The 13,312-nt window shown below is 41.5% G+C and carries 11 protein-coding genes; all 11 read left to right on the top strand.

Going from position 1 to position 13,312, the window contains the following annotated elements; translation table 11 throughout:
- Positions 1 to 4 precede the first annotated feature (4 nt).
- The 11 genes from P2W84_RS15630 to P2W84_RS15580 all read left to right on the top strand — a co-directional run bounded on the left by P2W84_RS15630 (position 5) and on the right by P2W84_RS15580 (position 13,297).
- A complete protein-coding gene (locus tag P2W84_RS15630; RefSeq protein ID WP_276091094.1) occupies positions 5 to 1,057 on the top strand; it encodes a glycosyltransferase family 4 protein in 1,053 nt (350 codons plus the stop codon).
- A 78-nt stretch (positions 1,058 to 1,135) separates the two neighbouring features.
- Entirely contained in the window at positions 1,136 to 2,317 is a 1,182-nt protein-coding gene (locus P2W84_RS15625; protein ID WP_276091093.1) for an MraY family glycosyltransferase, read from the top strand.
- 209 nt (positions 2,318 to 2,526) lie between these two features.
- The gene (locus tag P2W84_RS15620) at positions 2,527 to 3,966 is read left to right on the top strand and encodes a hypothetical protein (protein ID WP_276091092.1); all 1,440 of its coding nucleotides are present in this window, start codon (positions 2,527 to 2,529) and stop codon (positions 3,964 to 3,966) included.
- Positions 3,967 to 4,049: 83 nt separating this feature from the next.
- Complete coding sequence (locus P2W84_RS15615) at positions 4,050 to 5,723, top strand: capsule assembly Wzi family protein (protein ID WP_276091091.1); 1,674 nt, start codon at positions 4,050 to 4,052, stop codon at positions 5,721 to 5,723.
- A 196-nt stretch (positions 5,724 to 5,919) separates the two neighbouring features.
- A complete protein-coding gene (locus tag P2W84_RS15610) occupies positions 5,920 to 6,660 on the top strand; it encodes a CpsB/CapC family capsule biosynthesis tyrosine phosphatase (RefSeq protein WP_276091090.1) in 741 nt (246 codons plus the stop codon).
- A gap of 77 nt (positions 6,661 to 6,737) precedes the next feature.
- Entirely contained in the window at positions 6,738 to 7,547 is an 810-nt protein-coding gene (locus P2W84_RS15605; protein WP_276091089.1) for a polysaccharide biosynthesis/export family protein, read from the top strand.
- A gap of 15 nt (positions 7,548 to 7,562) precedes the next feature.
- Complete coding sequence (locus P2W84_RS15600) at positions 7,563 to 9,953, top strand: tyrosine-protein kinase (protein ID WP_276091088.1); 2,391 nt, start codon at positions 7,563 to 7,565, stop codon at positions 9,951 to 9,953.
- A gap of 9 nt (positions 9,954 to 9,962) precedes the next feature.
- Positions 9,963 to 10,937, top strand: a complete 975-nt coding sequence (locus tag P2W84_RS15595) for a glycosyltransferase family 2 protein (RefSeq protein WP_276091087.1) — start codon at positions 9,963 to 9,965, stop codon at positions 10,935 to 10,937.
- Positions 10,938 to 10,942: 5 nt separating this feature from the next.
- Positions 10,943 to 11,617, top strand: coding sequence for an acylneuraminate cytidylyltransferase family protein (locus P2W84_RS15590; RefSeq protein WP_276091086.1), 675 nt, complete (start codon positions 10,943 to 10,945; stop codon positions 11,615 to 11,617).
- A gap of 1 nt (position 11,618) precedes the next feature.
- Positions 11,619 to 12,554 carry a phosphoglycerate dehydrogenase gene (locus P2W84_RS15585; protein WP_276091085.1) on the top strand — a complete coding sequence of 312 codons (936 nt, stop codon included), beginning with the start codon at positions 11,619 to 11,621 and terminating at the stop codon, positions 12,552 to 12,554.
- Complete coding sequence (locus tag P2W84_RS15580) at positions 12,554 to 13,297, top strand: SDR family oxidoreductase (protein WP_276091084.1); 744 nt, start codon at positions 12,554 to 12,556, stop codon at positions 13,295 to 13,297. Before P2W84_RS15585 ends, P2W84_RS15580 begins: the two co-directional genes overlap by 1 nt.
- Positions 13,298 to 13,312 lie beyond the last annotated feature (15 nt).

The following is a 13,312-nucleotide window of genomic DNA, read 5'->3' as shown; positions in this document are numbered from 1 at the left end:
CCATATGAGAATTGCCTTTGTCATACCTTCCCTTGCAAATAAAGGGCCCATTATCATGGTCAATGACTTGACCCGTCAATTGCAACTTTGTGGTCACCATTGCGAAGTTTTTTATTTCGACGATATCGTAGAATTGAATTTTACCTGTAAAGTAACCCAAATCAGCTTCCTGAAGCCAATCCATTTCGGGAACTTCGACATCATCCACTCTCATTTGCTGCGACCGGATCTTTATTGCCTGCTGTATAAGAAGCAGATCAAAACAGCCGGGTGTAAACTTATTTGTACACTTCATACGGCTATTTACCAAGACCTGGAATTTACTCATGGCCGCATTAAGAGTCGTCTGGCCATACCAATGTGGGAGCTGGCACTTCGAAATATGGATCATGTTGTGTTTCTGAATCATACTGCCAGCAAGTCCTTTCGGCATTTAGACTTAGTATCAAGCTCTGTAATTCCCAATGGCCGAGATTTGCCGGTGCATCATGCTGATTTGGCGCCATCTGATCTTGAATTGCTTGAACAGTTAAAGCAAAAATACCTGCTTACCGGAGCGGTTTCCATCCTCGACCAGCGCAAAGGATTCGAACAGGTGATTGAACTTTTACTGATACAACCCAATTATGCTTTCGTCGTCGTTGGAGATGGTCCACACAGAAGTGTTCTGACTCGATTGATTCGAGAAAATCAACTCAATGACCGTTTTATAATGCTCGGTGAACGCACAGAAGGCTTCAGGTACATTCCTTATTTTGATCTTTTTCTTATGCCTTCCAGATCTGAAGGGCTTCCATTAGCTGTTTTAGAAGCCATGGCACTCAAAGTACCTCTTGTCTTGTCGGCAATACCAGAGCTCGAGTCACTCCTTTCCCCTCACCAGGCTGCTTTTTTCGAGCTCGATGATCCTTCAAGTTTTTCACAGGCATGCGTTCATGCTTCTGCTAACGCTTACAACTTATCTTCGAACGCTTACGCTCACTATGAGCAATTTTTTACGTTAAAAGGAATGGCTGATACATATGTTAATCTTTATTTAACATTTCTTTCCGCTTAATAGTTTTTGATGACGACTCAATTTTATACCTTTGGCGTCATTCTTGCTTATAAGCAGATATGATTAAATAATTACTACATGCTCTTTATACTCATCTTTCTAACAAGTCTGCTGGTAGTGACTTTGTCCATTCCACCTGTGATTACCGTTGCCTTTCGCAAAAGACTGTTTGATGATCCTTCTGAACTTCGTAAGGTCCACAAAAGAATCGTCCCTAACTTCGGTGGAATCGCTATTTTTACCGGTTTCCTTTTTTCATCCGCACTTTTTATTCCTACAGCATTGCTACCCCAGGCCAATTTACTGATGGCATCTGGCCTTATTCTTTTCATGATCGGTCTTAAGGACGATATCGTGGGGTTAAGCCCGCTTATTAAGTTCCTGGCCCAGTTTACCAATGCATTCATCATTGCGATCATGGCCGACCTAAGGATCGAAAATCTGCACGGTTTGCTAAATATCTATGAGCTTGATTATTATTCCAGCATCGCCCTGACCGTATTTTTCATTGTAGGAATCGTAAACGCGTACAATCTTATCGACGGTATTGACGGCCTGGCTGCCTCTCTTGGTGTCATGTTCAGCCTTCTTTTTGCCTACTTCTTTTATACTGCCGGGCAGCTTGGCTGGGCCTATATGGCTATAGCTGTTACAGGAGCACTTATAGGTTTTCTGTTCTTCAATGTTACGCCAGCGCGCATATTTATGGGCGATTCAGGATCTTTGATGATCGGCTTCCTCGCTTCAGTATTCAGCCTTAAATTGTTAAATACGATGGAGGGCCGTGAAGTGTTTAGCGGTACGTTAAAACTGACAGCAGACATTGGCCTTGTGGTCGCGATGCTTGTTATACCCATCTTCGACACGCTGCGGGTATTTACTTTGAGAATTCTCAAGAATACGTCGCCATTTACCGCAGACAGTAATCATCTTCACCATCGCCTGCTTTTTCTGGGGCTCAGCCACATGCAGTCTACCCTGGTGCTTACCGTAGTAAATGTCTTGTTTGTAATTATGGCCTTGTCGCTGCAGGAACTCGGAAATACTCAGCTGGTTAGCCTGATCGTATTGAGTATACTGAGTATAAATGGGCTCTTGTCATTATATATTGAGCGTTATAAACGCACCCTGAACCTCCGTAAAGCACACGAGTTCAATAAAGATCTCTCTGGAGGTGAAGCGCAGCCACTCGTCGCTGATAAGAGGTTTCATAGCAAAAGCTTTGGAGAAGAGATCCTCGAAAAAATTTCTGAAAACTAATAACTTTTAAGATAATATGCAGGTAGAATATGCTAGATAGAAATGGGTGTGCAAGATTTAGGACGTTGCTTTGTATACTATTTGTTGCAGTTACAAGTCAGGTAAAATCCCAGTCACAGCTATTACCGTTAGGTCGTGATCTCAACCTCAAATTAGGCAGGCAAATTTATTTTGATACTACAGCTGCGATTCATCCGGCCCTAAGCCCTTTGTTCAGCCAAGAAATTGGTGCCAGTTATTCGCGTGATAGCCTATACACGAGTCTTTACCCTGAAGCTAAAGCCTGGCAATCTAAAAACTGGGTCTTTCGGAAGCTTTTTACTCAGCACCTGGTAGAAGTAAACCAGGATGACTACACGTTCTATCTTGATTTCTTACCCGACCTGCAGATTGGCAGCGATGGCCGGAAGACGCTGTGGACCAATACAAGGGGGCTGGAACTTGGCGGCACTATTGGCCGGCAATTCGCCTTTACTTCGCATTTTTTTGAAGATCAGGGCCGTTTTGCAGATTACTTTACCAGGTTTGCTGTTGAAAACAGGGTTATACCCGGACAAGGATTAGCCAGGGGCTATGGTAAGGACGGCTTTGATTACGGGTACGCCGGAGGCACCTTATCGTACACACCATCTAAATATGTCAACTTTCAACTCGGCTATGATAAAAACTTTATAGGAGACGGATATCGTTCGCTTTTGCTTTCTGACAATGCCTTCAATTATCCGTTTTTCAAAGTTACCGCCAGTCTCGGAAACGTCCGGTACATGGCTATGTATGCACAGTTGATTGATTTTTATGATCATTTCGACAAAGAGCTTCTTGGCGAAGACAATCCTTATCCAAAGAAAAACGCCATTTTCCATTATCTAAGCTGGAATGCCACTAAAAAATTAAGTATTGGCTTATTCGAAAATGTCATGTGGCAACCCAGGGGCTTCGATTTCAGCTACGTCAACCCACTTGTGTTTGCCCGGCCAGTTGAATTTGCTAATGGCTCACCGGATAAGGTCCTCGTTGGTTTGAATGCAAGCTATAAGATTGCCGATCGTTATGTTATTTACGGACAGTTTATGCTCAACGAATTCCGGGGCAAGGATTTCTTTTCCGGCAAAGGACACTGGGCCACCAAGCACGGCGAGCAACTCGGGATAAAAGGGTTTGATCTTTTTAAGATCGAAAGGCTGAATGCTCAACTGGAATTCAACACCGCGCGACCCTATTCTTATTCGTCAAAGGAGCATTTTACCAACTATGGGCACTACAATCAGCCACTGGCACATCCTTTCGGTGCCAATTTCAGGGAGTTTTTGGCCATTGTAAATTACAGGTACAAGCGTTTCGACCTTCGATTGCAGGCGAATACTGCGATTTATGGCTTAGATACCGATAGTCTTAACTTTGGAAAGAACATCTATAAGAGCTATGATACACGCGTTAGCGATGAAGGAATATTCACGGGCAATGGTCTAAAGACCAACTTCTTCTACGCCGACGCGAAGCTTGCATACGTGCTGAACCCCAAGAATAACCTCAGGTTGGAGTTGGGGTACGTTTGGAGACAAGAAAAGAACAATCAGTATAACGATAAACAACACTTTTTCAATATTGGTATCCGATCTTCATTCCGCAATCTTTATACTGATTTTTAATGTCAACTTTCCATATTATTATATTGGGTTAGGCAAAACCTTTCCCATCTATTTTGATTAAATTGATTGAAAAATAAGCAATTATGAAAAAACACCTACTATCTTTTTTGTTCATTCCGATGTTAGCCTGTAGCAGTCTTTTTGCACAGACAGTGTCTGTAGGACTGTTAGATAACCTGGAGGACAACATGAGGCGGCAGCAACTTCTTGGCAATGATACCTCCAAGGCTTCATTTATGGTGCGTCCGATCCACCTTTCCGGTCGCAACAATTATACTTTAGATCCGGAAACAGGACTTTCGCTCGGAGCCTTTGCTAAAAAGCTGTATTCTTCAAATAATGACCTGGTCTCTGTATCCGTACTACCTGTTACGGTAATTCAGCAATTTAACGGGCATCATCCCTATGGCTGGAACGATGGCTCCATGGCGCAGGCCCGGGGTTATCAGACCCAACTCTCCGCAGGTGTATTTGCTAAAATAGGTCCGTTGAGCATCCAGCTCAGGCCAGAATATGTTTATGCTGAAAACAAGGATTTCAGGCAGACGTACGAAGCGGGCAACGGCGATCAATTCTTGCTTAGATATGCAGGTTTTCAAAACCGGATCGATCTTCCGGAGCGTTACGGTTCCAGCCCATATTCCAGAATGACATGGGGGCAAAGCAGTATCAGGCTTACTTTTGACCCCGTTTCCGTCGGCTTGTCTAATGAAAACCTGTGGTGGGGGCCAGGGGTCAGAAACTCATTGCTGATGAGCAATAATGCTTCTGGTTTTAAGCACATCACTTTGAACACCACCAGACCAATCAATACACCCATCGGCTCATTTGAGAGCCAGATTGTTGCAGGCAGGCTTGAACAATCGGGTATTGTAGTGAATAACCCTGTTTTCACCAAAAAGCCTGACGACTGGCGCTACCTTTCAGGAATTGTAATCACCTATCAGCCAAAGTGGGTTCCTCAACTTTTTCTAGGATTTGATCGTACATTCACTGTCTACAGGGATGCAATGGGTAGTAAATTCGGAGATTACTTTCCGCTGTTTTCATCCATAGAAAAGCAAGGCATCGAAACCGGACCGAACAATGAAGACAAACGGCAGCGTGACCAATATGCGTCCTTCTTTGCGCGTTGGGTAATGCCTGAAAGTAAGGCAGAAGTTTATCTCCAATATGGCCGGAATGATCATCCTTATAACTTACGTGATGGACTTATGGAGCCGGAACACTCAGGCGCTTATATAGCAGGCGTTAGGAAGCTCGTTGCATTAAACAAACAGGATGAGTTTATACAGGTTGGTGTTGAGTTTACCAAACTGGAAGGTGCCCGAACAGGCGTTAACCGTGCGCAGCCTACGTGGTATGTTCACGGACAGGTCCGTGATGGATATACAAATCTGGGTCAGGTTCTGGGAGCTGGCATCGGACCGGGCAGCAACCTCCAATCTATGGATGTCAGCTGGGTCAAGGGCCTAAAACGTATCGGTCTGCAGATTGAGCGCCTTGTCAATAACAATGATCTATATTATTCAGCTGTCAACGATTCTCGTCGACATTGGGTGGATATGTCTTTTACAGGAAAATTTGATTGGAAGTACAAAAATTTCATATTAAACTCACAAATTGGTTATATAAGATCATATAACTACCAATATACGGCAGTCAATGCTGGTTTCTCTGCTAAAGATTATTGGAACTGGGACAAACAGGATGTTAATAATATACATATGAGGGTAGGTTTGGCTTATTTGTGGTAATATAAATTGGAAAATATAGATTTTAAGGGCCGCATAAGTTGTTGATTTCTTAATGATTGCTTTATATCGCCAACTTTCGTTCATTTTGTTCATTATTGTCGTGTTTTATTGAAAAAATATAATACCTTAGCGTGGCATTTGGGATATTGTGTTTTATACACTAAGTGATATAGCTTTTCGACTAATTTTAAATCCGATGTTTTCAATTTTTAAAAAAAAGCCCAGCTCTGTGACTGACATCAATTGGTTAGGTGTTGATATACACAACCACCTGCTGCCAGGTATCGATGACGGTTCTAAAACGGTTATGGAGTCAATTGAGTATATCTCAAAGATGATGAATTTGGGGTTTGAAAAATTGATTTGCACACCGCATATTTTTAAGGAGCTCTATCCGAACACTGCCGAAACAATAAATCCTGCGCTTCAATTGGTAAAAGACGCGTTATCCGCTGCTGGCCTAAAAATCGAAATATCTTCAGCGGCAGAGTATATGGTCGACGAGAATTTTAAGATATCGGGCGACCTTTTGTGCTTGCCAAGTAAAAATATCCTGATTGAGATGTCTTATCTGAATGAGACGCCAAATATCGAAAAGACAATTTTCGATCTGCAGATTAAGGGGTATAGCGTGATTTTAGCACATCCTGAAAGATATAATTTTTATCATAGCGACCTCAGGAGATTGAAGCGATATAAGGATATGGGAGTGTTGCTGCAGTTAAACCTCCTTTCTGTTGCCGGGTATTATGGTAAGGAAGTTAAAAAGGCTGCTGAATATATCATCGAAAGCAAGCTTTATGATGTTGCAGGTACAGATCTCCACCACGACAGACACCTTAGCGCACTGAGTTCAGTTGTGGAGAGTGGAATATTGTATAAAAAATTAGGCTCGTATCCCTTTTTAAACAGACAGCTGTTTGGCGTTAAATCATAAAATGCAAAAATATGGGTATCTACATTAGACATTTAAACGGTACTTTTGCAATCAAAAATGAAAATATCTAACTACTTATGAACAGAAACTTTAATCGATTTAAGGTGACAGGCGCTCTGCTAGTTCTTTTAATCATTGCAGTAACTTCCTGCACCTCAACCAAAAATGTTGCATACTTTCAGGATATAAGCCCTGAAGAACAGTCTGAATTAGCAAATACCGCAAAATTTACCGAACCCGCAATTCAGTCTGATGACATCCTTTCCGTATCCATATTTACAATCGACCCAAATACAAATATGGTGGTAAATCAGGCAGCCAGTCAGGCCATTAGTACCAATACAGGTTCTATATCGACTTTAGGAGCAACGCCCCCGACCGCCGGTTTTTTGGTTGATAAAAATGGAGAAATTGATTTATCTGTTGTTGGTAAGATTAAGGTTTCAGGTCTCACAACTTTTCAGGCACGCGATTTAATTAAAGAAAGAGCTTCTGCGGTTTATCAAAATCCCAATGTACAGGTCAGATTTGCAAACTTTAAGGTAACTATTCTCGGTGAAGTTGCCCGGCCTGCATCTTATGTTATTCCAAATGAGAAGGTCAGTGTTCTGGATGCTTTAGGTCTTGCAGGGGATCTTACAATTTTTGGTCGCAGGGAAAATGTTACACTAATCAGGGAAACAGATGGGAAAAAGGAATTTGCCAGGCTGAATCTCAATTCAAAGGATATTTTTAACAGCCCTTATTATTATTTAAAGCAAAACGATGTACTGTATGTCGAACCGAATAAAGGTAAGGCTGCTTCTCTCAACCAGTTCCGGACCCAGACATTTGCGGTCATTGGTTCTGCGCTTTCCGTTTTAGTTATTTTATTTTCCAGATTATAATAAACGTCTATACCGATGAACAGAACAGTTGAAGAAAGCATTTCTAATGAAGAATCAGGGTTAGACCTTAAAAAGCTCGCGTTGCAGGCGCTTAATTACTGGCATTGGATAGTAATTTCCGTCATTATATGCCTGGCGTTGTCTTTCTTATACATGAGGTATAAGACTCCTTCATATAGTATCTCGGCTAAGGTACTTGTGAACGACGAGAAGAAGGGTGGAGGTATAATGGGTAGCGGAGACTTACTTGGCGATCTTGGCGGACTGCTTGGTGGAAAAAGTACTGTGGACAATGAGGCGGAAATTCTGAAAACGCGGTATTTGATGCAGCAAGTGGTAGAAGATCTCAAATTAAATATTACGTACTATCGTCAGGGTGCTATTAAAAGAGTCGAGTTGTATAAATCGCCAATCGAATTATCTATAGTTTCTCCTGCGGATACAATAAAGACGACAGATATAGATTTGAAATTTTTAGCTAACAACAGAATTTCAATCAATTCTGATGAGATCGATACAGTCGTAATGCTGAACAAGTCATTTTTTTTACCGGAAGTTGGTGTAGTTAAAATTTTTCAGTCACCGAATCTTCCCAGGGAAGTTGATAGTTATAGCATCAATATTAAATCTGTCGATACCAAGGTGGCTGATTTAATGGATAAGTTAAATGTAGAGGTTAAAAATAAGTTGATCACGATCATTGACCTTTCTTTTGAATATCCGCTTCAGAAGAAAGGTGAAGACATCTTGAACAAGTTAATTTTTAATTATGTACAGGGTAATTTGAAAGATAAAAATGAGGTCGCGGATAGTACCATCAAATTTATCCAGAATAGATTAAGTTTTATTGGAGGTGAATTGGGTGATCTTGAAGGAAATATTCAAGGCTTCAAACAACGAAATAACCTGGCAGATATGTCTGAACAGTCTAAATTACTTGTGCAGACCACTACTCAATATGTAAATGAACTTGCAAAAGTGGAAACGCAGATTAGTATTTTGGAAAGTTTGGAGGCATATCTTAAAGATGATACTAACAATAAACGCGTTTTGCCAAGTTCGCTTACACCGGCTGACATGACCTTTAATGCTGCTGTTCAGAAATATAATGAGTTAACACTTGAGCGCGCCAAGCAGTTGATCGGGGTTACAGAAAACAACCCGAGCATTGTTCTCTTTGATAAGGAAATTGCAAACGCCCGTGCAGATATCCAGGCAAATATAGGTTCGACGCTGAATGGGCTTATTATAACTCGTAACAGGTTAAAGGATCAGATGCGGAAAGCAGAGTCTCAGGTACAAGAGGTCCCACAGATCGAGAGAAACTATCTTAATTTAGCGCGCCAGCAGCAGATTAAGCAGGAACTCTACATTTTCCTGATGCAAAAATCAGAAGAAACGGCAATTTCAAAGACCTCTAACATTGCCAATTCAAAAACCATAGATCCACCCAAAGCTGCTGTCAAGCCTATAAGTCCAAAAAGGAATTTTGTGTACCTTCTGGGCTTAGTTGCCGGTTTCGCCATACCAATCGGCTTAATATATCTCCGCCATACGCTAAATAACAAGATCGAAACTAAGGATGATATTATAAATGCAACTCGGGTGCCGGTAGTTGGTGAGATAAGTCGAAACGAAGAAAATGATAGTCTTGTGGTTGCCAATAGTTCCCGCTCAGCAATATCCGAACAATTCAGAGCGCTACGGACAAACCTATCATTCTTTTTCAAGTCCGCAGATGAAAAGGTAATTTTACTGACTTCAAGTATGTCCGGCGAAGGGAAATCTTTTGTGACCATTAATCTTGGAAATATTCTCGCCTTGTCTGATAAGAAAGTCCTGCTAATGGAACTTGATTTGAGAAAACCTGGGCTCTCGGCAAAACTTAATATTCCAAATAATGTTGGGTTTACCAACTTTATCATCGATCAGAAGGTGGCTATTTCAGATATTATCAAACCATTGCCATTAAATGACAATTTGTTTATTGTCAGTTCCGGTCCAGTACCACCCAACCCAGCGGAGATGTTATTGAGCGATCGCGCAAGCTATCTTATCAACACGCTCAAAGAACAATTCGACTTTATTATCATTGATGCACCTCCGGTGGGTATTGTAACAGATGCGCAATTAATTGCTCCACATGCTGACATGTGTTTATACCTCGTCAGACAGAATTATACTCATAAGGATCAGTTAAATATTGTAGAGGATTTGCACAGCAACAATAAGATGAAGGCAATTGGCATCGTAGTCAATGATATCCAGGCTACCAAAGGTTATGGTTATGGCTATGGCTATGGTTACGGCTATGGCTACGGTTATGGCTATGGTTACGGAAATTACGGAAGCGAATCCAATAAGAAGTCTCTATTTGCGAAACTATTCAAACGGTCAAAATCATAAACATATCTTATGACTCATCCAAAGTGTAGTATAATCATTAGATCGTTCAACGAAGCTAAACACATAGGCAAGCTGCTTAAAGGTATTGAGCTGCAAACGACCCGATCTGAAATCGAAGTAATCGTTGTGGATTCAGGTTCAACAGATGACACAGTAAAAATTGCCAGAGATTTTGGAGCGAGAATCGTAACCATCCGGCCGGAGGAATTTTCTTTCGGACGGGCGCTAAATATAGGTTGCCGGGAGGCTCGCGGGGAATATTTGTTGTTGGCAAGTGCGCATGTTTATCCGCTTTATACAGATTGGGTTGAAAAGATGTTGCTACCATTCAAAAATCAGAAGGTTGCTTTAGTTTATGGCCGGCAAGTTGGAAATGAACAAACTAAGTATTCTGAACATCAGTTATTTAAAAAGTGGTTTCCGACGGTTTCATCTTATGAGCAAAGCATACCTTTTTGTAATAACGCAAATGCTGCAGTGCGAAGAAGTTTATGGGAAGAGCAGCCTTATGATGAACAGTTGACCGGTCTTGAAGATTTAGCCTGGGCAACAATGATCCAGGATAAGGGCCATACAATTGCCTACGAGGCTTATGCGCCCATTGTCCATGTGCATGAGGAGACGCCTTCAAGAATTAAAAACAGGTATCGTCGTGAGGCCATCGCATTAAAAAGTATCAGGCCAGAAGAGAAGTTTTCATTTTGGAGCTTTATAAGGTTAACCAATTCCAATATTTGGTCCGATGCGGTACATGCCGTGCATGACAAGAAATTTCTTTCCGAAATCGGTTCTATTATTATGTTCCGAACTTTGCAGTTTTGGGGAACCTATCTTGGATATAACCGGAAGGAGAAGCCGGATGAAACGCTTAGAATGAGAATGTATTATCCTAATGAGTTCAGACGCATGCTCTTCAAGCGCCGAGAGGAAGAAAGCCAGCTCGGCTTCGGAGAAAGAATCAATTACTCAGAATTAGATTATTAAAAAAAATGAATAAAATAACTGCAATTGTACCCATGCGCCACTCGAGTGAGCGTGTACCTGGTAAAAACTACCGTGACTTTGCCGGAAAACCTCTGTTCCATCATATTGTTCAGACTTTGCTCGATTGCGGGCAGATCGATCAGGTCGTGATCGACACGGATAGTCCGATTGTGATCGAGCAAACGCACCAATTCTTTCCTTCTGTGTTAGTTCTGGAAAGGCCTGAGCATTTAAGAGATGGAGCAATCCCAATGAATGATGTTTTATTAAATTCCATTAATCAGGTACCTTCCGAATTTTATTTACAGACGCATAGTACAAATCCTATACTCACAGCACAAACTTTGAGTGACGGGATCAATAAGTTTCTTCAGTTATACCCGATGTATGATTCGCTATTCTCTGTAACGAGAAGGCATGTGCGGTTTTGGGACAGCCTGTCTAGACCAATCAACCATAACGCCAATATTCTGCTTAGAACTCAGGACTTACCTCCGATTTTCGAAGAAAATTCATGCTTCTATTTGTTCACCAAGGAAATCTTAGAACGGAAGCATAACCGCATAGGTGATCGTCCCTATATGTTTGAAATGCCGGAAGCCGAAGCGCAAGACATTGATGTCGAGTTGAATTTCATCATGGCCGAATTATTATATAAAAACCTGAATAACCTGATATAACATGAAAGTCCTAGTTACATGCCCGCCAATGTTACGAGCTATCGATCAGCTCAGACATTTATTTGAAGAGAAAAATATAGAGTTAATTACACCAAACGTTGTTCAAATTCTTACAGAAGATGAACTGATAGAAATTCTTCCCAATGTGGATGCCTGGATTATCGGAGATGACCCCGCAACGGAAAGGGTATTCACTGCGGGTAAAAATGGAAAACTGAGGGCCGCGGTAAAATGGGGCGTTGGTGTAGACAATGTCGATTTCAAAGCATGTGAAAAGCTCGGTATTCCAATCCAAAATACACCGCGGATGTTTGGTAATGAGGTTGCCGATATGGCACTTGCTTATTTCACCGGACTACTTCGGGAAAGTTACAGGGTAGATAGAGAAGTGAGGGCAGGTAACTGGATCAAGCCAGCCGGTATGTCCTCAACTGATAAAACAATCGCATTAATAGGCTTGGGAGATATCGGCCTGGGCGTAGCACGAAGACTCAAAGGTTTTGATGTGAAAATCAATGCTTACGATCCTTTTACATCTTTGACCGCTGAAAATGCAGGAGTAGACGCCATCTATGAATTTCCCGAGGCTTTAGAAGAAGCAGATTTTGTGATTGCCACATGTGCTTTGACACCAAGCACGCACCATATGATTAACGCGGATTCCATAGCTAAAATGAAGGATGGGGTTAAAATTATTAATGTAGCCAGGGGGCCGCTTATTGACGAAACAGCCTTAGTAGCCGCCTTAAAATCAGGTAAGGTAAGCGCTGCAGGCTTAGACGTTTTTGAAGTTGAACCACTTCCTGCAAACAGTGAGTTACGTCAATTTGAGCAATGCATTTTTGGAACTCATAATGGTTCAAATACCAAAGAAGCAGTATTAAGAGCGAGCTATAGGGCAATAGATATTTTATTTGGTTTCTTAGACGTAAAGTGATGATGAACAGTAGAAAATCAGTAGTAATTACCGGGGTGCTTGGGGGAATTGGTCGCCAGTTAGCCAAGACTTTCAAGGAAAACGACTATCATGTTATTGGTCTGGATATCAATGATGCTGATGCGCCACATTGTGACAAGTTCTTCAAATTTGACTTACATAAGTACTGTTCTGATCTCAATTACAAGTCAGAGATGGAGGCAAAGTTTGACCAGGAAATTCCAGAATTGTTTTTGCTTGTGAATAATGCGGCCGTACAGATTCTCAGCAGTGTATCTGAAGTAAGGCTTGAGGATTGGAACCAAACCCTAAACGTAAATTTGACTGGCCCATTAATGCTAAGTCAGTTTTTTCTTTCCAGGCTGGAGAGATCTATGGGGTCAATTGTTAATATCGCGAGTATTCACCAGCAGCTCACAAAAAAGAGATTCGTTGCGTATGCTAGTTCGAAGAGTGCATTAGTAGGTTTAACCAAGGCTATGTCGGTAGATCTACAAGGCAAAGTTAGAGTAAACGCGATTAGTCCGGCAGCTATTGATACCCAAATGTTAAGGGAAGGGTTTGATAACGATGAGGCTAAAGTTCAAATGCTTAACGAATTGCACCCAAGTCAGCGGATCGGCAAGCCTCAGGAAGTATCCCAATTGGCACTTTTGTTAGCAGAGGATAAACTTGGGTTTATCAATGGGGCGAACTTGAAGATTGATGGTGGTATAAGTAATGTTTTAAAGGATTTAGACTAGTCTAAAAGTTGATAC

The organism is Pedobacter sp. JY14-1 (assembly GCF_029269825.1).
Classification (GTDB): domain Bacteria; phylum Bacteroidota; class Bacteroidia; order Sphingobacteriales; family Sphingobacteriaceae; genus Pedobacter.
The sequence above is the reverse complement of the archived record's forward strand: the minus strand, read 5'-3'. Positions and strand labels throughout refer to the sequence as shown.